A 26,128-nucleotide genomic window follows, 5' to 3' on the forward strand; every position below is an offset into this window, starting at 1 on the left:
CATGAAGGGAGAAAAAGAACAGCGATGAATGAAAAGCATCTGACGGAAAAGGATAATCCAAAAGCCTATGCCGACTGGCTTTCGACTGTCCGGAAGAGCGCCTGGGTCGCCTGCGGGGCCGTTAGCCTTCAGGAAACGGAACGGCTCGGACAGCAGTTGATCGACGGGATTTCCGTCACCGCGACGACGGGAGAATTGCCCGAGTTTTTACAGAAGACGCTGCGGGAGATCACGGAAATGGCAATCGTCCATGGCTTAAATCCCTCCGAAACGGCGCTTTTTGTCTTCTCCCTGCGCCCCTTCCTGGATGGACTGCTGCCCCACATCGAACGGGAAAAGGTGATGACCGTCCTGGACAAGATGGGGCTCTTTGTCTTTGAGGTCTACCTGAAAGCCCGGGAACAGGTGATCATCAACCAGAGCCAGGATCTGCTTGAACTGTCCACACCCGTCATCCGCATCTGGGAGGGCATTCTCGCCGTGCCGCTGATCGGGACCATGGACAGCAAGCGTGCCCAACAGGTGATGGAAAAGCTGTTGAATATGATCGTCGAGACGAATTCCCGGGTGACCATACTGGATATCACCGGCGTCCCCACCGTCGACACGCTGGTGGCCAACCATATCTTGAAGACGGCGGCTGCCGTTCGCCTCCTTGGCGCCACCCTGATCATCACCGGCATCAGCCCGGTCATCGCTCAGACGATGGTCCATATGGGTGTCGATCTCGGTTCCGTCACAACCCGCTCCGTCATGGCCGACGGGATCGCCCTAGGCTTGGAGATGCTGCAGCGCCGGATTGGTTCCGAAGAAATGGCTCGTTGAGCCATGGAAAAAGCCACGATCGTCAAGCTGCAGGACCTCCTGCTCGTCACCCTCCCCAGCGATATGAACGACCAGTCGGCCATGCGGATGCAGCACAGTGTTCTCGAAGCGGTGGCGCGCCCCGGCGTGCGCGGTGTCATCATCGAGGTGTCCCGACTGGACATGATCGATTCCTACATGGCTCGTCTCTTCTCCGACACGGCCCGGATGATCCGCCTTATGGGGGCAGTTACCGTGCTCGTCGGCTTGCGACCGACGGTGGCGATCACCATGGTCGAGATGGGTCTGGTCATCGAAGAGATCCAAACTGCCCTCAATCTGGAAGGCGCCTTGGATAAATGCAAAGGGGACGGGAAAACCCGAAGGGGGAACGGCCAATGATGGGCCGGGTGGAGATCACCACCGAACCGGATATCGTCCTTGCCCGCCAAGTTGCCCGCCAGGCAGCGATCCGACTTGGGTTTTCCCTGATCGACCAGACCCGCATCACCACTGCCGTCAGTGAACTGGCCCGCAACGCCTTCCTCTATGCCGGAGGCGGAACGATGGAATGCCGAGAGGTGGCCGGCGAGGGGAAAGGCCGAGAAAAAGGCTTGGAATTCATCTTCGACGATCAGGGACCCGGCATTGCCGATGTGGAACTGGCCATGACCGTCGGCTACACAAGCGGTGGCGGACTCGGTCTGGGCTTGAGCGGCGCTCGCCGCCTGATGGATGAGTTTTCTATCAATTCCCGCATCGGTCAAGGAACGTCCGTTCGGATCATCAAGTGGTTGACCTGACAGGGTTGACCCCATTACGGGAGGAGCCGGCGCCATGCCTGCATATAGCGTAAGCCGCGATGATGAGGTGGGCCATGTTCGCCGGCAGGCGCTCTCCTTTTGCGGCCAGATCGCTTTCAACTCCAGGGAGAAGGCGGAATTGGCCATCATCATCACCGAACTGGCCACGAATCTGGCGCGGCATGCCAATGCCGGAAGATTGACGGTGGAGGCGCTGCCCGGCGGCAAGGGCGTCACCATCGAAGCCCTTGACGAAGGACCGGGGATCGGCGATGTTTCCGCCGCCATGGTTGACGGGGCCTCCTCCAAAGGGAGTCTCGGCGGCGGTCTGGGCGCCGTCCGCCGCCTGTCCGACGAGTTTACAATTCACTCCGGCCTTGGCGGGACGGAGGTGAAGGTGATCAAATGGGCCGGCCAGGGGCGCGGGAACGAAATGCTCTTCGGCGTCTACAGCCGTCCCCACCCGGAGCATCGCCTCTGTGGCGACGGTTTTTGGATCCAGCAGGATCGGCTGACGACGTGGCTGGCCCTTTTCGATAATGCCCGCCCTCACCCATGCCAGGGCGTCCTTTCGCGCGGCAAGTCCTTGGAAAGTGTCCTGCGCAGCCTGCAAGGACTGCCGCTGGCGGAGATGGTGACGATGGCGCACCGCCAGACCTTGGGCGGAAAAGGGGCTTCCCTGTTACTGGGGAGATATGACCACCTAACCAATTATCTTGAATACGTAGCTGTCGGGGAGATGCAAGGGGCTTTGCTCTGGTCTGGGGGACGGAAGGAGATCGAGTGCCAGCCGGGCCGGGTGGGAGGGGCGCTGCCTTCCTTGATCATGCGCCGCTTGCCCATGACGGCGGGCGCCCTGCTCGTTGTGGCCACGAAGAGCGTGACTGTCCACTGGGATTCCATCGCAGCGGCTGACCTGAAGGGAGGGAATCTGGGCGAGATGTGTCGTCAATGGGTGCAGGCATGGGGAAGAAAGGATGACGACGCGACGGTGCTGTTGGCCCGGGTCCGATCATGAAGGAGGCGTTGGGGGCTCGTTGCCGAGGGCGGGCGGAAGCGGTGCTGCCGGCCTTTGCCCGCCTCTTGGGAGAAGCCGGCGCGAGGCCGGAGACGTTTTTGCGAGGCATCGTGCTGATCCTTTGGCAGTTGGCTGCCGCCGGAGAAGAGGCCGGCGAGTGGCAGGGACGCCTGACGCGCGACAAGGAGGGCTTTCTCATTGCCAGTCGTCTCGCCTTACCGGCGGGGACGGTGCCGCCTCAATCTGATCCCGTCTTTGACGCCTGTTTTCCCAATGCGATCACCGCTTCCTCAGACGGGCAGTGGTGGGAACTGCAGATCCGCGCCAACGGCCCCTTTCCCGCCCCGGCTCAGGACAGGGATGGGGCTGGCAGCGGGTGGCGCCAGGTGGCCGAGAGCCTGGGTGCGCTGCTTAAGCAGTTCGACCAGCTTCAGGGCGAGGTGCGCAACCTGACAGAAGAACTGATGCTGACCAGCCAGGGCGTGGTAGCGCTTGTGGAAGAGATGCAGATCTGGATGGAAAAAGGCGGAGAAAAAGCGCCTTCCGGTTTGCTGGAGGAGCGGGTGCGGGCGAACCGGGCGTTGGTGCAGCGCCTCCAGGAAAAAGAAAAGGCGCTCCAACAAGCAGACCGCCTGGCGACGATCGGCCGTCTTGTCGCAGGGGTGGCCCATGAAATCAACAACCCCCTCACCTTTATCAAGGTGAATGCCGAGTTGATGGCTCGGTATATGGAGCGGGGCAACTTGTTCCGTGACGCCCCGTCTGCCGAGCGGGATGCCGCTGCTTCATCTGACGCGAATGGCGCCGCGATGGGCGTTGCCAACGCCGCTTCCCCCGTCGACTCTACGCTGGGAATGGCGTCCATTGACACAGAAGTGAAGCGGGCCAACCAGGCCATCTTCCGGGGCGTCGAACGCATCGCCAACATCGTGAGCGGTCTCAAGTACTTCTCCCGTCAGGAACGGGGAGAGAAGTGCCCCGTTCAACTGCGCAAATGCCTGGAAGACGCCTGGCTGCTCGTTTCCAGCGACAGCGAGCTTTCCCGGCGCGTCCAATACTCCTGGCAAGTCCCTGCCGATCTGTTCGTGCGTGGCAACGCCCAACAGATGGAGCAGGTGCTGATCAATCTGATCCATAACGCCCTGAAAGCGATTCAGCGTTCTGGGCGCAAACAGGGCCAACTCCGGGTGGAAGCCGACTTCGCCAGCGAGCAAACGGGACAGGTCATCATCCGCATCTCTGACAATGGCTGTGGCATCGATCCGGCTGAACTTCCCAATGTCTTTGAACCTTTTTACACCAACGATGGCAAGGGGACCGGTTTGGGTCTGTCCATCGTCCAGGGTATCGTGACGGAACACGGCGGTACGGTCACCGTGGCCAGTGAGCCGGGAGCAGGCGCTGTTTTTACCATCCGGCTGCCTGCCATGCCGCCGGAGGAGGAATAACCATGACTCAGCACAACCAATACGATTTTTGCGCCGTTTTTTTCGATGAGTCCCTGGAGATGCTGGCGGCGGCCGGCTCGGCGTTGCTGGCCGCTGAAGAGAAGGGACGACCGGGCCAGGCCGTTTCAGAGGTCTTCCGGGCCTTTCACAGCATCAAAGGCGGCGCCCAGAGCCTCGACTTCCACGACCTAGCCCGCTTCGCCCACCGCATGGAGGACTGGCTCGATCCCTTCCGCCGGGGGAAACCGGCGGGAACGGCGATGGTGAACATCCTGCTTGAAGCGATGGACCGGATGGAAGCGGGGTTGCTGGGATTGCGTTCTGGCGAACTGGACAGCGACTGGGCGGAGGAACAGCAGCGGTACGTGCAGGTTATCGAGGCATCTGGCGATAGCCACCCATCCCTCCGAGAGGGGCAAGCGATGCAGCCCTTGGCTGCGGGAATGTCAGCCATAGAAGATAGCGCCGCCAAGACGATAGCAAAAGCGAAGGCCGAACATACACCAGCACCAGCAACGGCGGAGGCGTCTACGTGCCCGTCGGGCAGCCGCCTGCTCTGCCTCCGGATCAGCCTGGCCGCCGACGCGCCCATGCCGGAGGTTCGTCACTTCTTGGTGCAGGAGCGTCTCAAAGAGACCTGCCGGATCCTCGATTGCCGACACGGCGAAGGGCCTGACCATCCGCTGATCCTGGTCGTCACAACGGATCAATCCGACGAAGCGCTCCGGCAGCGTTGCGATGTGGGCGATGTCGAAAGGGTGGCGTTGATGCCGGTGAACGACCGCCTGTTCACTGGCGCTGATGCGGTGGTGGCGGAAGCCGGTTTTGGACCGATCGGAGTGGCACTGATTGACATCAGCGAGAGGGAAATCCTCGAACCGGATGATCTCCGGCGCCTCAGCGCAGCCCGTTCCGCTCTGGCGAGAGAGGGAACGCAACTGGGATTGCTATCGGACGGCCCCTATAGGCGACGCCACCTAAACATCCTGGAGGCGGCCGCTCCCATGACGGGAGAACTGCCGATCTACAGGAGCCATGTAGAATTCTGCTATGGCAGGCCGGAACGGAAGGACCGGCCGGAAGGGAGGACAGGAGATGTATCCGGACACGAAAGTGCTGCTCATTGACGATGAAGAGGAACTCTGCATCAGCTTGCAGCGGATCCTGCAACTGGAGGGCTATGCGGCGGAGTACGCCACATCGCCCCTGAAGGCCCTAGATATGGTCAAGGCCCGCAAGTACCACATCATCTTGGCCGACATCGTCATGCCAGAGATGGACGGGATCGAACTCCTGACGGCGATCAAGGCGTACGATCCCCTCGCCCAGGTGATCATGATGACGGGCTATTCGACGATGGACAAGACGGTGCGCTGCCTGGAAAAGGGCGCCAACGACTACCTACTCAAACCGTTTTCCGACCTGGACAAGGTGATCGAGGCGGTCCGGCTATCGGAGGCCAAGCTGCGCCGCTGGTGGGAGAGCATGCGGGGAAATTTTGCCTGAGGAGGCCCAGGGAATGAACAAGGCGAAAGGGCTGCTTGACAGCGAGCGTGAATCAGACCGCAGTGAGGCGGTGGCGCTCCTCGCCCGGACAGCCTCGCTGAGCGGCGTAGAACTGCTGGCGAGGCAGTTGGAACGGGAACCGTCCGCCTATGTGCGCCGCCAGATCATCCGGGCTTTGGGGGAGATGCGCAACCACCGCACCGCCACCATCACCGCCGATCTGCTCACCTCCTCAGAAGCGGCTGTTCGCAACGCCGCCCTAGAGGTGATGCGCGCACTCGGTCCCGTGGCCGTGCCGACGCTGGCGGAAAAGATGCGAGACCCCTCTCGGGACTTGCGCAAGCTGGCCGCCGACGCCCTGGCTGCCATTCCGGGCGAGCGGGCCAACGGATTGCTGCAAAAGGGACTGGATGATCCCGACCCGAATGTGGCCGCTGCCTGCGCCGAGGCCTTAGGCAGCAGGAAGGAACCGGGCGCCATCGCTCCGCTGCTGGCGAAACTGGCGGAGACGGAAAACGTCTGGGTCGCCTTCAGCATCATGGAAGCCCTGGCCCGCCTCGGAGACCCCGCCTCCATGCAGGCCATCGACGCCTACCTGACAGCGTTCCAAGGCGGAAGGCGAGAGCGGATGGCCCTGGCAGGCATCTGGGCCTTTGCCGCCGGACGGCTGGGCGATCGAAACTACCTTCCTATAGCATGGGAGTTGTGCCGCCAGGGTTTGATCACACCGAGGGAACAGCTGCTGTTGCTGCGCAGCCTGCAAGGCCGGGGGATTGAGCCGGGACCGGCCGGCGCTGAAATGGATGACCTGATCGCCCGGCATCTGGAAGACGGCGGTTCCCAGGAGGCGGTCGCCGCAGCCCATCTCGCGGCCCGTTGCTGCCCGTCCCTGCTGTACATACACCTCCCAGAACTGGTCAGGCGTTTCGGTCAGAGCGAGAGTGTCATTGAGGAACTGCTCCAGGCCTTGCTGCAAGCCGGTCCTTCTCCCGAACGCATCGCCCGGCTCCTGGAAAACGCCGAAGAGCGGTTGGTCCGTCTGCTCCTCAGCGGGGCGGAACAGGCGATGGTCATCCTCCCCCTGGAGATCCTGCGGGAATTGGCAGGACGCGCAGACAGCGCCATAGTGCGGCAGTCCGTGTCCCTCGCCTGGCGTTGCGGGATCGGGGCCGAGCCTTTCTTGAACGCGATGACCCGTCACCCCGAACCGGACGTGGCGGCGGTGGCCCTTTCCGGTCTCGGCCTGATCTGCGGCGAGGGCGCCCTGCCGGCGCTCCTCAAGGCATTGGAACATCCCAGCGGACGTGTGCGCCGTCAAGCGGTGGACACCCTGACGATCCTGTCGCCGCAAGGCCTGCAGCCTGAATTGGAACGACTCTTCGACCGCTGTCCCGAAACGGCGCGGCCGGAGGTGCTCGAAGTGATGACCGCCCTGGGGGGCGCCAACCTGCACAGCGCTTACCTGCGCGCAGCGGCAGCGGCAGACCGCGATGTCCGTTCCCGTGTTGCCCGCGCCAGCCGGTTAATCCGCTCGGAGGAAATCTTTTTATCGGTCATGGAATCGCTGGCCAACGACCCTGACCAGGAGGTTCGCCGCGTGGCTATCGCCAGCCTGGCCGCGCGCAGCGGCGACGGCGTCTACCGCCTGCTCCGCTATCTTTATGAGAACGACCCTTGCCGCAACCACCGCTATCACATCCTTACCTGTCCCGAGATCTTCCGGCATCGGGAAACCTTCGAGTGGCTTACCGACAACATCGAGCAGGCCGACCCGCTCCTGCGCCTTGCTGCTGTGCGCGGCATGGCCCGCATGGGCGCCCAGGGAAGGGGATATTTGGAGGCCTTGCTGGAGTCACTCTCCGGCTCGGCGGCTCTAGAAGATGACGAACTGGCCCAGGCGGTAGGCCAGGAACTGAAACGGATAGGGGGTCGGTGGGATGGCCTTGACGACTGACCTCTATCAGCGCTATGTAGACTTGATCTATAAACGGACCGGGATCTGGTTTGAGCCACACAAACTTTACTATGTGGAAAAACGGATCAGCGAGCGGATGGAAGAACTGGATATCATCGATTACCGCGAGTACTACCACCTGATCAAGTTTTCCAATGACAACAGCGAGATCGAGCTGTTGATCAACCGGCTCACGGTGAACGAGACCTACTTTTTTCGAGATTTTCCCCAACTGGCCGGCTTTGCCGAAGCCGTCCTGCCGGAGGTTGTCCAAGATAAGAAGGCCAGCGGCGATCGGCGGTTGAAGGTCTGGAGCGCCGGCTGCGCTACCGGAGAGGAACCGTACACCCTCGCCATCATTCTCCTGGAGATGCTGCCGGATCCGAAGTCCTGGGAGATCGAGATTCTGGCCACCGACATCAACACACGCGTCCTCGAAGAGGCGCGCAAGGGGTACTACAACACCCGTTCGATCAAGGATGTTCCTCCCGAGTACCTGGAACGATATTTCACCCGCCGGCTGGATAGACACCTGATCAACCTGAATGTAAAAAAATGGTCCAGTTCAGGCACCTGAACCTGATGGACCAACCAGGGATGCAGGAACAGTCCGGGTTTGATTTCATATTTTGCCGCAATGTGCTGATCTACTTCAATCCCGAATCGCGCCTCAAGGTGCTGGAGAACTTCTATCGGTCGATCCGCAGCGGCGGTTTTATCTATCTCGGGCATTCCGAATCAGTCAGCCGGATCACGGAAGCCTTCAAGATGAAGCGGGTCGGCGGAAACATCGTGTACTACAAGCCATAGGAGGTGACGATGTGGCACGCATCTTAGTTGTTGACGATTCTGCCATGGTGAGAAAATACCACGCCTATATCCTGGCTTCCCTCGGCTATGCCGTGGAGGAGTCGGAAGATGGCATACTGGCCCTGGAAACACTGTTGCAAGGCGATCACGATCTGATCATCACCGATATCAACATGCCGCGCATGGACGGCTTTCGGTTCATCGCCGAAGTGCGCGACATGGCGGCCCACCGGGAGACTCCGATCATCATCGTCACCACCCAGGACCATGCCGTCGACGCGGCGAGGGGACTGGAACTGGGCGCCAATGTATACGTGGTCAAGCCGACGGAGCCGGAAAAACTCGTTCAATGGGTCCGTCGCCTGCTTCCAGGGAGCGGCGGAGAGGAGGCCTAAACCCCATGCAATATCGTTTTGGTCCTGATGACCTGGAGATGCTGCAGGCCTTCACCGATGAGGCGGGCGAGTACCTGCAGCGGGTCGAGGAAGAGCTCTTGCAACTCGAAGCGGCGGAAGGAACGCCCGGCTCGATCAACGATATCTTTCGCCATATCCACACGATCAAAGGATTGGCCTCCTTTTTCGGCTTTGCTGAGATCACCCGGCTCAGCCATGAGGCGGAATTTCTCCTCGACAGTGTGCGCAGTGGTCGCGCCAACCTGGACAGCAGTCGCATCGGCCTGCTGCTTACCAGTGTCGACGCCCTGGGGGAGTTGCTCGGCCAACTGCGCGCCGTCTGTGAGACAGCGTCGCCTGGCGGTGATGTGGAGGTCCATTTCGAGACGGACCGCGACCTGGACGGCTTGATCAGCAGCCTGGAAGCGGCGCTGCCGCCGAAGGGGGCGGCTATTGAGGCGGCGACTCAAGTTGCGGCAGGCGAGGGAGATGGCCCGGATAAGGGGACCGACGCCCCTGATGGCGCCGCTGTTGCCGGGAACGCCGGCGCGGTTGGAAGCCCTGTGGCGACGGCGAGTGACGCCACTCCCCCTGTAGAAGACGAACTCCTCGTCGTGATCAAAGGAAAAGCCGGCAAAGCGGCCTTGGAAAATTTCCTGCTGGAAGCGGAAGAACACAGCGAGATCGTCTGTGACCGGCTCCTGATCACCCTTGACAGCGACCCGGCCAATCCATCGGCCTTAGCCGACCTCTTCCGGCGCGTCCACACCCTCAAAGGCAACCTCGGTCTGCTGCTCAGTTTTAACGCTCCCGAAGACTCGCTCTGGTCACCGATAAAAGAAACGATGGAAGTGTTCCAAAAAATGGAAGATATGCTGGAAAAGGCGCGCAACCTCCGGCTGCCCTTGACCGTTTGGGTGATCGACCTCTGTTTCGCCTGCATGGACGCGCTGCGCCGCCTCGTGCAGATGGTCCGTTCCGGTGAAGGACATTCCGACCCGGCCAACCCGCCACTAATGGCCCAGTTGGATGACGCCCGCCTCCGCCTGGAAGAACCCGGCCCAAATGCTCCGGCTGTCATCGCAGAGGATCGGGCGCTCCGCCTCGACTCAGAGGCAAGTGGGATAAGAGAAGAGGCGCCAGACTCTCAGACTGCTGCTGCCTCGCAGTCCGGCGAGGAGCGCCAACCGCAAGCGGCCACTCCGCCTGCGGCGATGCTGGCAGCGCCCCAAGCGGTTAACGACGGCCCCAAAGCCGATCCCGGCACAGGCGCCAGCGACGGAAAGAGTTCAACGGGAGATGTAAAGGCTGGAAACGGCGGCGATGATCCGAATAGCAGCAACCGCGCCAACGGGAGCAACAACTCAAACGGCGGCAACGGCGGCAAGCGGAACGGACAAGAAAACGGCAACGGGCACTCCGTCCGGGTCAGCGAAGAAAAGCTGAACCGCCTGATGAACGCCATCGGCGAACTGGCCGTCACGAAAAACGCCTTCAGCCAGATCGCCCGCAAGCTGATGATGGATTACAACCTGCCGGTCATCTCCCGGGAAGTCAAAGAGGCCGGCCAGTGGGTGGAGCGTATCTCGGCGGAACTGGAAGACGCCATCATGGCCATGCGCATGACCGAGGTCCGCATGGTCTTTCAGAAGTTCCCCCGCGTCATCCGCGACATCGCCTTGCAGACGGGCAAACGGATCCAACTGATCATGGAGGGCGAAGAGACGGAACTCGACCGGACGATCATCGAACAGATCGGCGACCCGCTCATGCACCTCATCCGCAACGCCGCCGATCATGGCATCGAACCGGAAGAGGAGCGTCGAGCTGCCGGCAAGGCGCCCCAGGGGCGTGTCTGGCTGCGCGCCTATAGCCGCGGCAAGGACGTCTTCATTGAGATCGAAGACGACGGACGCGGCATGGATCCGCAGAAACTGAGGGCCAAAGCGGTGGAGAAAGGCTTCATCACGGCCGCCCAGGCCGAGGAGATGAGCGACGCTCAGGCCTTCCAACTGATCTTCCTCCCTGGTTTCAGCACCGCCCGCGCCGTATCGGAGATCTCCGGCCGGGGCGTCGGCATGGACGTGGTCCGCAACAACATCGCCGCCTTGCGCGGAACCGTCGGTGTCCAAAGCCGCCTGGGCCAGGGGACAAAGATGACGATGCAATTGCCCCTGACGCTGGTCGTCTCGCGAGGCCTGCTCGTCGAGGCGGCGGGACAACTGCTGATCCTCCCTCTGGAAAATGTGATCGAAATCATCAAGGTGCCTGCTGATCGGTTCGTCTTTCGCCGTGGCCGACGGATGCTCCAGCACCGGGGCGGCGTGCTCGGTGTCCTCTCCCTGGCGGGCATCCTGGGCATGCCGGAACAACCGGCGGAAGGGCAGACGCCCGTTGTCGTCCTCAGCGACGGCAACGTCAAGGTGGGCGTCGTCGTCGACCGTCTCATCGATGAGCAGGATGTGCTCGTCAAGGCATTGCCGGACTACCTGGCCTCCCTGCCAGGCATGGGCGGCGCCACCATCATGGGCGACGGACGGGTGGCCCTAGTGATGAACGCCGTCGAAGTCGTCCACATGGCCACCGGCAGCGCGCGGCAGATCGGCTGATCAGCGCCTGCTTTCGGAATGCCCTGTAATGGCGCTCTATACAACGGTTTGTCGAATAGACACCTGGATGCATCAATCTGCGACATATAAGGAGGATGAACCATGACCGAACAGAAAAAACACCGGATCATGCTTGTCGACGACTCCCCTTTCATCCATAAAGCCTTAAGCAGGGCGCTGGAGCCGGCTGGGTACGAGATCTGCGGCGCCTTTCGCAACGGCATGCAAGCCGTCGAGAACTACGGCAGCCTGCAGCCGGACCTGCTGATCATGGACATCACCATGCCGGTCATGGACGGCGTGGAGGCGGCGCGGGAGATCAGCGCCTGCCACCCCGGCGCCAAGATCATGATGCTGAGCGCCATGGGCGATGACGAGATCCTGGAAGAGGCGCGCGCCGCTGGAGCGAGCGGCTTTATGACCAAACCCTTTTCTACTCCTGAACTGCTGGAGGCGGTGGAGAAACACCTAAGCGCATCTTGACCAGTTCCCTGCCAACTCACCTTGATCCGCGGAAGGAGGAATCCCCCATGGGCAGGGAATATCTGACCTGTTTGGCTGAAAGCATGACTTCCGTATTGAAAAAGATGACCGGCATCGACAGCGTCTGGCGGGAGGCGGCGCCGGTGCTGCCCTCGGTCACTGCCGGGGTCACCGTCGTCTCCTTTCTGGGTTTTGTCGGCGCCCGCAAGGGCCGGGTCGTGATGGAGATGACCATTGACACGGCCCAGCGCCTGGGACAAGCCCTCAACCAGGAGGAACTGGCTGCCTTTGACAAAATGATCTTTTACGCCCTTTCCGAACTAAGCTACATCTTCTGCGGCGCTGCGGTGACGAAGATCAACAACGGACCGGAACGTCCCGGCTTAAGACTGACGCCGCCCAACATCCTCGTCGGCGAGGGGATGCAGGTTTTTGACGCCCAGGCCGACCTGCAGACGGTCCGCGTCGCCTGGAGCGGCGGCGACATCTTCATCCACCTGAGCACGTCGTCATCTCCATGACTCCCGAAACGGCCTTGGCCCTGGCCGGTCAGGACAACATATGATTGACAGAACTGGAGACTCCCTTAGGCATGATGGAAGCCCGGTTGGATCTTGAAGACATGGAAGATGGAAAAAGCGATTTGCTCTCGAAAAACATAAGTTAATAATATGAAAAATGTCGATTAGTACTTGCTCGTCTTTGGAATTTAGCGTATGTTTTAATTACAAACAAGCGCAAACGGCCCGTTTGACTGCTCTATTTGCGCAATGATCAGCATGTCTCAAGAAAGGGGAGACACCCATGGAGCCCTTTCAAATCGTCACTTTCTCCTTAGGCCATGAAGCCTACGGCATCCCCATCGGACAGGTGCAGGAGATCATCCGGCCCTCGCCGGTGACCTTCATCCCCTACGCACCGCCCTATGTGCTCGGCCTGATCAATCTGAGAGGGAACGTGATCCCCGTGATCGATCTCCGACGCCGCCTGATGCTAGAACCGCGGGGCGATGACAAATACAACCGCATCATCGTCGTACATCTCGACGAGCTCGTTGTGGGCTTGTGGGTCGACGCTGTCTCAGCGGTCACCTCTGTCCAGGAGGAGATGCTGGCCGACAACCCCGAAGGATTGAGCGTGGGGGAACAATTTATCGACAAAGTGGTCAAGACGGAGGAGCGGCTGATCGCCCTATTGAACATCCCTGTCTTGATCCAGCATTAAAGCACCAGCCCTGTTTTTGCGATGTAAGCACCCGCTTGTGTGGAGGGGGTGACAGATTTGAGCAACGAAAACTTCATGGACCAGTTCTTGGATCTCTTTTACTCGGAGGCGAAGGAACAACTGGACATCCTGACGCGGGACCTTTTGGCGATCGAATCAGGAAGCTCCAATCACGAAATGATCCACGAAATGTTCCGTGCCGCCCATACCTTGAAAGGTTCCAGCGCCATGGCCGGCTTTCCGGCGGTCACTGAGATGACCCATAAGGTGGAAGACCTGCTGGGAAAGGTGAGAGAGGGCAAACATGCCTTAAGCCCCAGGGATATCGACACCGTCTTTCAGGCGCTTGATTACATACAAAACTGCCTCTTTCATCCCGAAGCCGTCGATCCAGCGAAGGCGGACGAATTGACTCAAAAACTGGCCGAGAACCGGGAACAACCGGTTGCTGCGAAAGAGCCGGAAGATGGCGCCGGTCGGCTGGTTGAACTGCGCCAACAGGCGGCCCAGGCGACCAGGGTGACGGAGATCCATATCACCTTCACACCGGACTGTTTCATGCGTTCTGTCCGTTTTTTTCTCATCCAGAACAACCTGAAAGAATTCGGCGAAGTGATCGGCTCTGTGCCGACCTGGCCGGAGATGGAAGCCGACGAAAACGCCCACCGAGAGGCTGTTTTTTTGCTCGATTGGCGCCAGGGAAGCCGTGCCGAACTGGAACGGGCCTTAAACATCGCCGATGTACAGCGCATCACGATCCACAGCGGTGACAGCCATCGCTGCAACGGTGCTGCGCCCAGCCGTACCGATGCAACTTCTGAAAATAACGCCTCATCGCATCCAGCCGCCGGTGCGGCGGCGTCAGGGGTGGAACGGGGGATGGAGTACATCAAGATCGAAGCCAAACGGCTCGACCATCTGATGAACCTGATCGGCGAGATGCTCATCTCCCAGGCCCGCTTTGCCCGGATCCAGGAGAACTACCTGGACCGGCACGGACAGACGCCTCTGGCTGTCGAGATGGCCGAAGAGACGCACCAACTGGCACGGATCACGACACAACTGCAGGATGGACTGATGAAGGCCCGCCTCGTCCCCATCGGCGGCGTCTTCAGCCGCTTCCCGCGCATCGTCCGTGATCTGGCGCGTAAGCAAGGGAAGAAGGTCAACCTGATCATGGAAGGTCAGGACACCGAGTTGGACAAAACGGTTGTCGACCTGATCGGCGATCCGATCATGCACCTGATCCGCAACAGCGTCGATCATGGCATTGAACCGCCGGAGTTGCGCCGTCAGTACGGCAAACCGGAGGAAGGGACCATCCGGTTGAAGGCGAGCCATGAAGGCAGCCGCATCGTCGTCGAGATCTGCGACGACGGGCGCGGCATCGATGAAAACAAGGTCCTGGTCAAGGGGCGCGCTCTCGGCCTTGTCCCGGAGGGACAGACCCCTTCGCGACAGGAGATCCTGGACCTGATCTTCGCTCCCGGCTTCAGCACGGCCGATAAAGTGACCGATATCTCGGGCCGTGGCGTCGGGATGGATGTGGTCAAACGCGCGATCAGCAGCCTCCATGGCATCATCGACACCCAATCCGAGCCGGGGCAGGGGACGACCTTCCAACTGCAACTGCCGATCACCCTGGCCATCATTCAGGGTTTGACAGTCCGGGTGGAGCGGGAGAGTATGATCATTCCCCTCGACAATGTGCTGGAAAGCTTTCAACTCCAGCACCATGAGGTGCAGTCGGTCGGCGGGCGAGAGGTTTTTTCCGTCCGGGGGCGGATCGTGCCCCTCTACCGGTTGCAGGAGCTGTTGCAGATCCCGTTGGATCCGGAGAAAAGCCGCCGCAAGTACCGCTCTGTCGTCATGGTGGGTTTGGCCGAGCGGCGGATGGGCCTGGAGGTGGATTCCCTGATCGGCAAGAAGGAGATCGTGATCAAGTCGATCAAGGCCCCCTGGCTGGACCTGGACCATTTTGCCGGCGCCACCATCCTGGGGGACGGGCGCGTCAGCCTGATCCTGAATATCGGCGCCATCTTCCGCCGGGGAGCGGGAGAACGGATGAACTGAGGGACGAGGTGAACTGCTGTGTTGGAGTATGAGATCAAGAAACGGGGCGACATATCGGTCATTCGGTTTTACGGCAGCATCGGTGTCGGCGACGCCCACCGGATAAAAGATTCCCTTTCCCAGTTGCCGCCTGAAAACAAGCGCCTGGTCATCAACCTGGGCGTCAGTTTTGTCACCAGTGAAGCCATTGGCAATCTGATCTTCCTCTACAAGCGTTACCGGGAAAAGGGAGGTCAGGTAATCCTCTGCAACATCACCCCATCGGTGCGTCAGGTGCTGGAGATCACTCGCCTCGATAAACTGCTCCCGAGCGTGGAGACAGAAGAAGAGGCTGTGGCGAAACTCTCCCAAGCATGACGATAAGACTTTATACGGTTCTTTGCGGGCGCTTGGGGTGGCGCAGATAGGGGAGTAAGTGGAAGCTCGATTGCAAGGCGAGCGGAAGGGAAGTGAATGGAAAATGCTTTCGCAGATGAAGGTGGGCGCCCGGATACTCTTGGTGATGCTGTTCTCGTGCCTGATCACAGCCGCCGTCGGTTTCTACGGTTTAGACAGTCTCGGCGATGAGAAGGCAAGCCTTGACGAGATGTACAACGGTTCCTTGCTGCCGGTCCGATACCTGGGAGAGGCCAAAGCCAAGCTGCAGCAATACCGCGTGGCCATCTATAACCACATCATTTCCGACGACAGACGCGATCTGGGCGAATGGGAAGCCAAGGCGAAAGAGTATGCCCACGGGTACGAGCAGGAGTTAAAAAAATACGACGCGACCGGGTTGACAGCCGATGAAAAACGGATGCTGTCTGATCTTGAATCATCCTGGAGCAACTATCACGAAGTGACGCAGCGGATACTCCAGTCGAGCGCCTTGGCGACGACGGAAGAAAAAGCCAAAGCCCTGGAAATCGCACGTTCGGAAGGGCGAACAAAGGCGCTCGATTTAGATGCAAAGTTGGAGAAAGTCGTCCAGTATGAGATAGAGCTCTCCGAAAAAGCGAAACAGAAATCTGACGAGATGTACGCCTCTGCGCGAACGATGACGGTGGCCATCATCGCCGTCGCCTTTCTCCTTTCCCTGGGCGCAGGCATCGTGCTCTCCCGCAGCCTGTCCAAACCGCTCAGCGAGTTGGAGCAACTGGCCAAGGATATCGCCCAGGGCGATCTGACGAAAAATGTGGCAAACAAGCAAGGCGGCGACGAGATCTCTTCCTTGTCCCGGTCGATCCATCAGATGGTGGAAAACCTGCGCCGCTTCGTCAAGCAGGTGCAGGAAGGCGCCCAGTCGGTCGCTGCATCGAGCCAGCAGATCTCGGCCTCGTCGGAGCAGTTGGCCAGCGGCGCCCAGTCCCAAGCCCAGGAGGCGCAGAACCTCTCCTCCATGATGAACGACATGTCCGGCGCAGCCATCCAGGTGGCCACATCAGCCCAGAAAGCGGCCATGTCCTCGGAGACGACGACCAACGCCACTATGGAGGGCGGCAAGATCATCGACGAAACGGTCCGGGGCATGGACGCCATCTCGGAAAACGTGATGGTCCTCGGCCAGAACTCGGAAAAGATCGGCGAAATCGTCGAGATGATCGATGACATCGCCGCCCAGACCAACCTATTGGCTCTCAACGCCGCCATCGAGGCGGCCCGGGCTGGCGACGCCGGCAAAGGGTTCGCCGTTGTGGCCGACGAGGTGCGGAAGCTGGCCGAACGGTCCGGTTCAGCCACCAAGGAGATCGCCAGCCTGATCAAACAGATCCAGTCGGTGACCGGCCGGGCCGTGGAAGCGGCCAAGAGCGGCCGCGAATTGACCCAGCAGGCGGGCGCGTCCTTCCAGCACATCAAGGAGCAGGTCAAGCAGACGGCCACCGAGGTGGGCGAGATTGCCGCAGCGGCGGAAGAACAGGCCGCCACGACGGAACAGGCCTCCCGGGCCGTGCAGAACGTAGCCGCCATCGCCGAGGAATCATCGGCCGGCGCCCAGGAGACGGCCAGCGCCATTGAGGCCATGTCCAACCTGGCCACGGATCTGCAAGCGGCGGCAGCGAGGTATAAGGTGTAGTTTTTTGCGAAGTGAATTCGAAACCTCATTTTATCGCCGAATGGCGACAGACCCATGAAAAAATAGGTTTTTTCGAATCAAAAAAAGTCCGCGAAAGCGCCAAACCGATCGGTTGGCAACCTTCGCGGACCTTTCTATTTGTTCCGCCAGAGCGTTACGTGCCAAAACCAGGTCCCAGCAGCGCCCGCCACTTGTTCTGAACCAGCAGGTGCTGCTTCTGCTGGGCCAGGTTGACGGCCTCTGTCGCCAGTTGGAGCGAATGAGAGAGCAGACGCCCGAACTGGTTGAAGGTGGCCGGGTTAGTCATCAGGTAGCCGTCGACGAAATAGGTGGGGTCGGAGGGATCGGCCAAGAAGGGCTTTTTCTGCTGGCTGAAGATCTGGTGGATGTAGCGAAACCAGTTGTATACCCCTTCCGGTCCCGGTTCGAGGCGCACCTTCCGCAGGAGCAGATCGGTGAGCATCTCCATGTGCAAGGTCCGCAGGATCCGGCAATTCGTCCGCTGCCAGGCGCGCAGGATGCGGATCAGGGCGAGAAAGCCCGGTCCGTTCCGCCGGAAGGCCTCTGTCATCCACCGCTCCGGCGCCTGGGGATCGCGGGGAATCCACGTATCAGGACCGTTGGGGAGGTAGAAGACCTCTTTTTCCTCCTCCACCAGCGACAACACCGGGGAGATGCGGAAGCTGTCCTCCTGGCCCAGGACGAGGCAGGTGTCATGCTCTTCCACGTCACGGTTCCAACCGACCTTGGACAGAATCGCGCGGATGTGGCCGAGGACCTCCGTCACATTCGGCGTTTTGCCGTCAACAGGGGTGATCTCGACAAGCAGATCGAGGCCCTTTTTCGGGCGGATCATGGTGCCGCGCATGAAAGAGCCGCCCGGCCGGATCCGGCGCACGGGAAAGTCGGCCCGATCCTTCAGGGCATAGTGCATATTCTGCAGCATCGTAAAGACCTGATCGACATCCTCGCGGCTCAGGCTGATCCGGCGCAGAAACAGCCGGAAGCCCTCGTCAGCCACAGGAATCGGCTCTCGATAGGTCTGCACCAGCGGTGAAAGGCCGGCGACCGCCGTGGCTGTCGCTGCCGCCGTTGCTGCGGAACCGTTTAATCTGCCAGAACTGTTCGATACGGCAGAACTGCCGGAACTGGTTGAAGCGGTGGAGATGGAATGGCTTGTCTCCGGCGGAACGGTTGTCGGCGGACGGGAAAAGAAACGGGTCGACTGGGGCGAAGGGGAGCCCTTTTCCTGGACGAAACCGAGATCGCTGTGGGACAGTTCATAAAGCGGCGTATAGGAAAGGCCTTTGAGTTCCTGGATACCGAGAAAACGGAAGATGACCGTATCGAGGCTCTTAAGCAATGGCTTCAGAATCTGAAAGGTGGACTCATCGAGAAGCACCTGGTTGGGCGTGCTCTGGGAAGCCAGGCGGGCGGCCATATCGATGGAGGCGCCCAGGTAATCGGGAGCAGGGGTTTGTACAGGTGTGACGAGGCCGAAGGAGAGGCCGATCTTCGTCTGAAAGGGAATCTGCTCTTTGATGATGGTGTACTTGACATCAAGGGCTGCCAGAAGGGCGGGCAAGGGGGTGGGAAAGACGGCGTAAATGGCATCGCCGATGTGCTTGACCACATGGCCCTGGTAGACATCAACCCTATGGGCGCAGAGTTCGTTGTGGCGAAGCGAGAGGGCGACCCCTTCCAGCGGACCCAACTGCTGTTTCAACCGTGTGGAATCGACAAGATCAAAAAAGACACTGCAGAGGGCCACGCTGTCTCGGAGTTGTTGATATTGAGGAAAAAGGCGATCGCTCACAGGAAGCCCTCCGATTTATGCCTGGCATTGTATTTATGTTCCATAGAGTGGATCGGTTCGATAAATCGGGTTGATCTTCTCCTTTCTCCCGTCCCATCCCTGCTAATGATAGGACCTGAGTCCGAAAAAATCCCGACCACGAATCGAGGGCGACAGAACGAAAGGGCCCGATGGAAAATCACCTAAAAAAGAAGGATGAAGGTGTATATTGGCAAAAGGAGTGGGAAATATTTAATTTCGGGAGCTAAATCAGCCAAATGGCCGATCGTGGTGTTTGCATCACTTTGGGAGGCTCCCTATTATAGTACTTGAGTGTTAGCACTCGCTCCTGGTGAGTGCTAACAAACTGAGACAATGCAAGCAATCTGAAGGAGGGTACCGTTTCGTATGAACATCAAACCTTTGGCTGATCGGGTCGTATTGAAGCCCATCGAAGCGGAGGAAAAAACAGCCTTTGGCATCATCGTGCCGGACACTGCCAAAGAAAAACCCCAGCAAGGTGAAGTGGTGGCTGTGGGCATCGGCCGTCTGCTCGACAACGGCGAGCGGGCCGCTCTGGAAGTGGCCGTCGGCGACCGGGTCATCTACAGCAAATACTCGGGCACGGAAATCAAGATCGAAGGCGCCGAGTACCTGATCCTCAACGAGCGCGACATCCTCGCCAAGCTGTAATCGCAAGGACACTTCAAGGCGTTCCCTTTACTTATAGGAACCATTCGACCCATCGGAACCCAACCAACGCTAGGAACACCTGTCCCCGCCGTACTGGAGCGAATCCAGCCGTAACGGCGGGAAGCTGTTAAGGAGGTAGACAACCCATGGCCAAAATGATCGTCTTCAACGAAGAGGCCCGCCGCGCCCTGGAAAAAGGCGTCAACACCCTGGCGGAAGCCGTTCGTGTCACCCTCGGCCCCAAAGGCCGCAACGTCGTTCTGGAGAAGAAATTCGGTTCTCCCCTGATCACCAACGACGGCGTCACCATCGCCAAAGAGATCGAACTGGAAAACCCCATTGAAAACATGGGCGCTCAGCTTGTTAAAGAAGTGGCCACCAAGACCAACGACGTGGCTGGTGACGGCACCACCACCGCCACCATCCTGGCCCAAGCCATCATCCGCGAAGGCATGAAGAACGTCGCCGCCGGCGCCAACCCCATGGTGCTGAAGCGGGGCATCGAGAGCGCCGTTGAAAAGGCTGTCGCCGAGATCAAGGCCATCTCCAAGCCTGTCGAGAGCAAAGAAGCCATCGCCCAGGTCGCGGCCATCTCTGCCGGCGACGCCACCATCGGCAACCTGATCGCCGAAGCCATGGAGAAAGTCGGCAAAGACGGCGTCATCACCGTCGAAGAGTCGAAAGGCTTCACCACCGACCTGGAAGTCGTCGAAGGCATGAACTTCGACCGTGGCTACATCTCCCCCTACATGATCACCGACCCCGACAAGATGGAGGCCGTCCTCAACGACCCCTTCATCCTGATCACCGATAAGAAGATCTCCTCCATCAAAGACATCCTGCCCGTTCTCGAACGTGTCGTCCAGAGCGGCAAACAACTGATGATCATTGCCGAAGACGTGGAAGGCGAAGCCCTGGCCACCCTGGTCGTCAACAAACTGCGCGGCACCTTCACCTGCGTCGCCGTCAAAGCCCCCGGCTTCGGCGACCGCCGCAAAGCCATGCTGGAAGACATTGCCATACTCACCGGCGGCCGTGTCATCTCCGAAGAAGTGGGCATCAAGCTTGACAGCGCCACCATCGACATGCTGGGCCGCGCCCGTCAGGTCCGCATCAACAAAGAAGAGACCATCATCGTCGACGGCGCCGGCAGCGCTGACGACATCAAAGCCCGCATCGCCCAGATCCGCCGTCAACATGAAGAGTCCACCTCCGAGTTCGACAAGGAAAAACTGCAAGAGCGTCTGGCCAAACTGGCTGGCGGCGTTGCCGTTATCCAAGTCGGCGCTGCGACCGAAACCGAACTGAAAGACAAGAAGCTGCGCATCGAAGACGCCCTGAACGCTACCCGCGCGGCCGTTGAAGAGGGCATCGTCCCTGGCGGCGGCACCGCTCTGGTCAGCATTCAGAAAGCCCTCGACAGCGTGGAAGTTCCTGCTGGCGACCAAGCGACCGGTGTGGCCATCATCCGCCGCGCTCTGGAAGAACCCCTCCGTCAAATCGCCAACAACGCCGGTTACGAAGGCTCCGTCGTTGTCGAGAAGGTCAAGTCCCTGCCCGTCGGCCAAGGCTTCAACGCCGCCACCGAAGTGTATGAAGACATGATCGCCGCCGGCATCGTCGACCCCGCCAAAGTGACCCGTTCGGCCCTGCAAAACGCCGCTTCCATCGCCGCCATGCTGCTGACGACGGAAGCCATCGTGGCCGACAAGCCTGAGAAGAAAGACGGCCCCGCGATGCCCCCCGGCATGGGCGGCATGGGCGGCATGGACATGGGGATGTAAGACCCGCCGCAAGGCTGGGCTTCCCTTCCACCGTGTCCACCGTGACAGACATGAGGATAGACGCAAGATTGACAGCTTGAAAAGGCGTAACAAAAAGGCTGCCGGCGAAAGTCGGCAGCCTTTTTGGCGCGCTTTTAGATTAACTGTCTGCCGAAAACCAGTCCCACGGTCTGCCTCCGACGCTGCCTGCATAAGATCTGGCAGGAAGGGGGTTGTACCGTGCGTTCGGTGTATATGATCGTGGGCAAGCATCCCCGGCTGTGGGTGACCGCCGTCCTGGCCCTGACCGCTGTCCTGATCTACGCGGGCATCGACCGGCTGCTGGAGGATCGGACTGTCCAGTCACTCTCCGGGGAGATTCAGGACAAGGTGGTCGCCATCGATCCTGGCCATGGCGGGGAAGATGGCGGCGCCAAGGGAACGAGAGGCACCCAGGAGAAGGTCGTCAACCTGCAGATCGCCAAGAAAGTGGTCGACCAGTTGAATCAGGCGGGGGGCAAAGCCATTCTCACCCGCGAGACTGAAGACAACATCAGCGTCGGACCTTGGAGCCAGCGGAGCGAATTGACCAAACGCGTGGAAAAAGCCCAGGCAGCCAACGCATTGATCTATGTGTCCGTCCATGCCAACAGCTTTCCCATGTCCCCGTCCTGTTCAGGACCGCAGACCTTCTATCAGCCTGGATCAGCCGAAGGGAAGCGCCTGGCCCTGCATATTCAAAAGGAGATGACGAAGCGGGTCGGCAACAAGGACAAACGGCAGGCCAAAGCGGAGGACTACTTCGTCCTGCGCATGACCAAGTGCCCGGCCGTGATGGTGGAGACGGGCTTTTTGTCCAACGCGGCGGAAGAGGCGCTTCTCCTGAAGGATGATTACCAGAATAAGCTGGCCCAGGGCATTGCCACCGGCATCGCCCGCTACCTGGCCGGCGAACCGGCTGAGGAACCGAAGGACGCCGCGACTGATGATGCGCCCGGCGGGTTTATTCCGGAAGTGGACCGTCCTGTATCACCGGGTACGTTGGATTCGTGAAGACGCAAGGGCCACATGCTTATCGAAACATAGAGGCCCTGCGGCCGATCCCTGTCGGCGCGCAGGGCTATTTGCGTCTAAAAGGATGCTGTATAGCCTTGTACGAGAAGGTTTGTTAAAATAATAGCAACCAACCATTGATTAAAATAATCTTCACAGTTAGTTCGGTTTTTTGATAAAATAAAAGAGAATAATTATCGCTATTGATTGAACGGGGGGCTTTTTCGTGGGAGTAGAGGACCAGCAAGCCGCCGTAGAGATGTACGAACAGCGGGAAGCCCAACTGAAACGGTTCATCCAGGTGCTTCAAGAAAATGAGAACCGCTTTATCACGATCCTCAATTCCCTGCCGATTCTGATTGTCGTTTTAGATAAGAGTGGCTACATCACATTTGTCAACCAGGAGTGGGAGCGCCATTCCATTGAAAACGACATTGCCGACCCGTCGCTGGCCGGCGTCGGCATCAACTACCTGAAAATCTGCCGTTCCGCCATCGATCAGGGCTGTGACGATGTGCGCCCTGCTTACGAGGGGATTCTATCCGTCCTTGACGGCAAAGCGGAGCATTTTTCCCATGAGTACAACTGTCAACGGCCCGGGAGTTGTGAGCGCTTTCGGATGATCGTGACGCCCATCAAGGACGAAAAGGGTGGCGTCATCATTATGCATCTGAACAAGTAGCCAGTCAGTCAGGCAATCGCCTGCCATTCCGATATCGGGAGGGCAGGTTTTTTATACCCTTTTTCGGATTTTGAATAAAGGCGCGGCAGGAGAAAACACTACCATAGGAACCATAGGATTGGACTTGCGGTACAATAGAAACGGTACAATAAACATGGAAAGTGCTGCCCTTTTTGGGCAACCTCTAAGGAGGTATCCCCATGACTGTCGTCTTTGGCGGGGTGGCCCCCCATCCGCCGATCATCGTGCCGGCCGTGGGCGGCCGCAACCTGCCCCGCGTCCAGAAGACTGTCGACGCCATGCGGGCCTGGGCCAAGGAATGCCTGGAGCAGGATCCCGAAACGGTGATCATCATCAGCCCCCATGGCCCCGTTTTTCAAGACGCCATCGCTGTCACCGCCTTCCCGCGGCTCAGGGGCGATCTGGCACGGTTCAACGCCCCCGAGGTGCAGGCTGACGTGGAAAACGACCTGCCTCTCGTGTCGGCCATCATCGCCGAGGCCAAGCGCCTTGGCGTGAGCGTCGCCGAGATGGACGAGAGCCTGGCAAAACGGTTTTCTATTGAAAAAGAACTTGATCACGGCACGATGGTGCCGCTCTATTTCCTCCTGGAGGCCGGCTTTGGCGGCAAGGTTGTCCCCATCGCCATGGCCCTACTTCCCCGGGAAGAACTCTTCCGCTTCGGCATCGCCTTGCGTGAGGCGATGAACGAGTCGACCCGTCGGGTCGCCCTGATCGCGTCGAGCGACCTGTCTCATCGGCTGACGGAGGATGCGCCGGCAGGCTACCATCCGGAGGCCCACGAGTTTGACAAAGCCATCGAGCGGGCTTTTGGGGTCTGGGAATTGGACGACCTGCTGAATATCGAGGAAAGTCTCTGCGAAAAAGCGGGCGAGTGCGGCTACCGGTCGCTGCTCATGCTGGCCGGCGCCTTTGACCGGCCGGGGACGAAGAGCCGTGTCTACAGCTATGAAGGCCCCTTCGGCGTCGGCTACCTGGTCGGTTCGGTCACCGATGGGGCGGAAGCGGGGGAGGAGCGGGGAGAAGTTTCTGCGCCCGCCTTTACTGGTACTTCCGTAAGTGACGCGCCGGCAGGCAGCCCTCCGGCGAGCGGCCCTCCGGCAAGGAGCGCCACAGCAGGCGGCGCCACAGCGGGCGGTACAGCGGCGGGCGCTACAGCAGCGGTTGGCGCAGCAGCGGTTGGCGATCCGGCAGGCAGCGCCCCTGTGACGGGGGAAGCGCGCCTCTTCCGCTACATCCAGGGGCGGCGCGCCAAGATTGAAAAGTCCCGCGCCGGCGAATCGGTCTACGTGCGCTTCGCCCGCCAGACCCTGGAGGCCCATGTCTGCAAGGATCCGCTGCCGCCGATCCCGGCAGAACTGAAGGACGCCGATCCCGCCGGCGTCTTTGTCTCCATAAAGATGCAGGGCCAGTTGCGCGGATGCATCGGCACCATCTCGCCGACCCGGGAGAGCCTGGGCGAGGAGATCCGCCAGAACGCCATCAGCGCCGGCACGAACGACCCGCGCTTTTTCCCTGTCGAGGAGGACGAGTTGGACGAACTGGTCTACTCCGTCGACATCCTCATGCCGGAGGAGCCCGTGGCGTCGATGGAGGACCTCGATCCCCAGCGCTACGGCGTCATCGTCCGCGCCGGCCGCCAGCAGGGGCTGCTGCTGCCCATGCTCGACGGCGTCGACACGGTGGAGGAACAGGTGAGCATCGCCCGGCAGAAAGCCGGCATCCCTGAGGGGAAAGCCGTTGAATTATCCCGCTTCGAAGTGGTGCGGCACCGCTGATCGCATTCCTGCGGATCGCGTCGCTGCTTGACGATCGACGGCCGACCGCATACTTGTTGGCCGTTGACAGCGTAATAAAGAGGCGGGACCGGCTCTATTCCTGTGGCCGGTCATTTTTTTGTCGAAAAAGTTGCATCTTTTCGTTGAAAAGGGTATGTATAAGGAGAGAGTGTCCCTTCGACGGTCATGCAAAAAGGAGGGAACCTGTTGTGCTGCGGGAAGCCATGTACTATGAAGCCGACCCGCCCAAGGTCCACTGTGTCCTCTGCCCCTGGCACTGCCACATTCCCGAGGGGAAGGTGGGCGTCTGCCGCGTGCGGATGAACGAAAAGGGGACCTTGTACAGCCTCAACTACGGCAAAGTGACCGGCATCAGCCTCGATCCCATCGAAAAAAAACCCCTCCGTCGCTTTCACCCCGGGAGCATGATCCTCTCCCTGGGCACATTGGGATGCAACTTTGACTGCGGCTTCTGCCAAAACTACCATATCGCCCAGCGGGACGCCGAATCCCGCGAGATCACCCCTGACGAGGCCGTCGCCCTGGCCGAAGAGACAAAGGTCCACGGCAACATCGGCATCGCCTACACCTACTCAGAACCGAGCGTCTGGTTTGAATACATCTGCGACACCGCCCCCAAGGTCCATGCGGCGGGGCTGAAAAACGTCCTCGTCACCAACGGCTACATCGAGGAGGCGCCCCTCAAAGCCTTGCTGCCTTACATCGACGCCGTCAACCTGGACATCAAGGGCTTCACGGAAGACTACTACAGCGGCGTCTGCAAGGGACGCCTGGAACCGGTCCTGCGTTCGGCGCGGCTGTACAAAGCCGCCTGCCACCTGGAGATCACCACCCTCGTTGTGCCGGGCAAAAACGACAGCGATGAGGAACTGATGGCCCTCTTCGACTGGGTGGCTGGCGAACTGGGCCGGGACACGCCCCTGCACCTGAGCCGCTACTACCCCATGTACCGCTTCACCGAGCGCCCCACCCCGCTAGAGACGATGGAGCGGGCGGCCGAACTGGCCCGCCAGCGGCTCGACAGGGTCTTTCTCGGTAACATCTGAGAAAGGAACAGCGCTAGTCGCTCCAACAGTCAATCAGCGACTTCAGAAATGTCCATGTGCCAGCGACAATGCGCCAACGACCTTGAAAACAGCGCA

General features: G+C 60.0%; 23 protein-coding genes and 1 pseudogene. 23 read left to right on the top strand and 1 reads right to left on the bottom strand.

The features are described 5' to 3' along the window. Positions 1-24: 24 nt before the first annotated feature. The 17 genes and pseudogenes from AC0CW1_RS13480 (at position 25) to AC0CW1_RS13560 (ending at position 17,180) form a co-directional block, all read left to right on the top strand. The gene (locus AC0CW1_RS13480; RefSeq protein WP_488183529.1) at positions 25-825 is read left to right on the top strand and encodes an STAS domain-containing protein; all 801 of its coding nucleotides are present in this window, start codon (positions 25-27) and stop codon (positions 823-825) included. A 3-nt stretch (positions 826-828) separates the two neighbouring features. Then, complete coding sequence (locus AC0CW1_RS13485) at positions 829-1,206, top strand: STAS domain-containing protein (protein WP_488183530.1); 378 nt, start codon at positions 829-831, stop codon at positions 1,204-1,206. Next, a complete protein-coding gene (locus tag AC0CW1_RS13490; protein WP_488183531.1) occupies positions 1,203-1,607 on the top strand; it encodes an anti-sigma regulatory factor in 405 nt (134 codons plus the stop codon). Before AC0CW1_RS13485 ends, AC0CW1_RS13490 begins: the two co-directional genes overlap by 4 nt. 34 nt (positions 1,608-1,641) lie before the next feature. Then, positions 1,642-2,625, top strand: a complete 984-nt coding sequence (locus tag AC0CW1_RS13495; protein WP_488183532.1) for an ATP-binding protein — start codon at positions 1,642-1,644, stop codon at positions 2,623-2,625. Between the two features lie 8 nt (positions 2,626-2,633). Beyond that, positions 2,634-4,073 (top strand): sensor histidine kinase, encoded by a 1,440-nt coding sequence (locus AC0CW1_RS13500; protein WP_488183533.1) that lies wholly within the window; start codon positions 2,634-2,636, stop codon positions 4,071-4,073. Positions 4,074-4,075: 2 nt separating this feature from the next. Further along, on the top strand, positions 4,076-5,200 hold the full coding sequence (locus tag AC0CW1_RS13505) for an Hpt domain-containing protein (RefSeq protein ID WP_488183534.1): 1,125 nt from the start codon (positions 4,076-4,078) through the stop codon (positions 5,198-5,200). Next, positions 5,169-5,579: a response regulator gene (locus AC0CW1_RS13510; RefSeq protein ID WP_488183535.1), complete on the top strand. Its 411-nt coding sequence runs from the start codon at positions 5,169-5,171 to the stop codon at positions 5,577-5,579. Before AC0CW1_RS13505 ends, AC0CW1_RS13510 begins: the two co-directional genes overlap by 32 nt. 13 nt (positions 5,580-5,592) lie before the next feature. Further along, the gene (locus tag AC0CW1_RS13515) at positions 5,593-7,533 is read left to right on the top strand and encodes a HEAT repeat domain-containing protein (protein ID WP_488183536.1); all 1,941 of its coding nucleotides are present in this window, start codon (positions 5,593-5,595) and stop codon (positions 7,531-7,533) included. Beyond that, a pseudogene (locus tag AC0CW1_RS13520) lies at positions 7,517-8,343 on the top strand (CheR family methyltransferase). The gene AC0CW1_RS13515 and the pseudogene AC0CW1_RS13520 overlap by 17 nt, the downstream one beginning before the upstream one ends. 11 nt (positions 8,344-8,354) lie before the next feature. Continuing rightward, positions 8,355-8,738, top strand: a complete 384-nt coding sequence (locus AC0CW1_RS13525) for a response regulator (RefSeq protein WP_488183537.1) — start codon at positions 8,355-8,357, stop codon at positions 8,736-8,738. Between the two features lie 5 nt (positions 8,739-8,743). Further along, positions 8,744-11,347 (top strand): chemotaxis protein CheA, encoded by a 2,604-nt coding sequence (locus AC0CW1_RS13530; protein WP_488183538.1) that lies wholly within the window; start codon positions 8,744-8,746, stop codon positions 11,345-11,347. Positions 11,348-11,449: 102 nt separating this feature from the next. Continuing rightward, complete coding sequence (locus AC0CW1_RS13535; protein ID WP_488183539.1) at positions 11,450-11,830, top strand: response regulator; 381 nt, start codon at positions 11,450-11,452, stop codon at positions 11,828-11,830. Between the two features lie 47 nt (positions 11,831-11,877). Further along, positions 11,878-12,351: a chemotaxis protein CheX gene (locus AC0CW1_RS13540; RefSeq protein ID WP_488183540.1), complete on the top strand. Its 474-nt coding sequence runs from the start codon at positions 11,878-11,880 to the stop codon at positions 12,349-12,351. A gap of 283 nt (positions 12,352-12,634) precedes the next feature. After that, entirely contained in the window at positions 12,635-13,054 is a 420-nt protein-coding gene (locus tag AC0CW1_RS13545) for a chemotaxis protein CheW (RefSeq protein ID WP_488183541.1), read from the top strand. A gap of 57 nt (positions 13,055-13,111) precedes the next feature. Beyond that, positions 13,112-15,127: a chemotaxis protein CheA gene (locus tag AC0CW1_RS13550; protein ID WP_488183542.1), complete on the top strand. Its 2,016-nt coding sequence runs from the start codon at positions 13,112-13,114 to the stop codon at positions 15,125-15,127. Positions 15,128-15,145: 18 nt separating this feature from the next. After that, a complete protein-coding gene (locus AC0CW1_RS13555) occupies positions 15,146-15,484 on the top strand; it encodes an STAS domain-containing protein (protein ID WP_488183543.1) in 339 nt (112 codons plus the stop codon). A 103-nt stretch (positions 15,485-15,587) separates the two neighbouring features. Continuing rightward, positions 15,588-17,180, top strand: a complete 1,593-nt coding sequence (locus tag AC0CW1_RS13560) for a methyl-accepting chemotaxis protein (protein WP_488183544.1) — start codon at positions 15,588-15,590, stop codon at positions 17,178-17,180. A gap of 154 nt (positions 17,181-17,334) precedes the next feature. On the opposite strand, the gene AC0CW1_RS13565 is transcribed toward AC0CW1_RS13560, so the two are convergent. Then, the gene (locus AC0CW1_RS13565; RefSeq protein WP_488183545.1) at positions 17,335-18,996 is read right to left on the bottom strand and encodes an SMODS domain-containing nucleotidyltransferase; all 1,662 of its coding nucleotides are present in this window, start codon (positions 18,994-18,996) and stop codon (positions 17,335-17,337) included. 387 nt (positions 18,997-19,383) lie between these two features. On the opposite strand from AC0CW1_RS13565, the gene groES reads away from it, so the two are divergent. From groES to amrS, 6 genes are all read left to right on the top strand, one after another. Further along, positions 19,384-19,668 (top strand): co-chaperone GroES, encoded by a 285-nt coding sequence (gene groES, locus AC0CW1_RS13570; protein WP_488183546.1) that lies wholly within the window; start codon positions 19,384-19,386, stop codon positions 19,666-19,668. A gap of 146 nt (positions 19,669-19,814) precedes the next feature. Continuing rightward, a complete protein-coding gene (gene groL, locus AC0CW1_RS13575; RefSeq protein WP_488183547.1) occupies positions 19,815-21,452 on the top strand; it encodes a chaperonin GroEL in 1,638 nt (545 codons plus the stop codon). A 219-nt stretch (positions 21,453-21,671) separates the two neighbouring features. After that, a complete protein-coding gene (locus tag AC0CW1_RS13580) occupies positions 21,672-22,484 on the top strand; it encodes an N-acetylmuramoyl-L-alanine amidase family protein (RefSeq protein ID WP_488183548.1) in 813 nt (270 codons plus the stop codon). A gap of 226 nt (positions 22,485-22,710) precedes the next feature. Further along, positions 22,711-23,166: a PAS domain-containing protein gene (locus AC0CW1_RS13585; protein ID WP_488183549.1), complete on the top strand. Its 456-nt coding sequence runs from the start codon at positions 22,711-22,713 to the stop codon at positions 23,164-23,166. A 200-nt stretch (positions 23,167-23,366) separates the two neighbouring features. Then, positions 23,367-24,965 (top strand): AmmeMemoRadiSam system protein A, encoded by a 1,599-nt coding sequence (gene amrA / locus AC0CW1_RS13590; protein WP_488183550.1) that lies wholly within the window; start codon positions 23,367-23,369, stop codon positions 24,963-24,965. Between the two features lie 209 nt (positions 24,966-25,174). Next, positions 25,175-26,032 carry an AmmeMemoRadiSam system radical SAM enzyme gene (amrS, locus tag AC0CW1_RS13595; RefSeq protein WP_488183551.1) on the top strand — a complete coding sequence of 286 codons (858 nt, stop codon included), beginning with the start codon at positions 25,175-25,177 and terminating at the stop codon, positions 26,030-26,032. Positions 26,033-26,128: the final 96 nt, after the last annotated feature.

The organism is Heliomicrobium sulfidophilum (genome assembly GCF_057715735.1).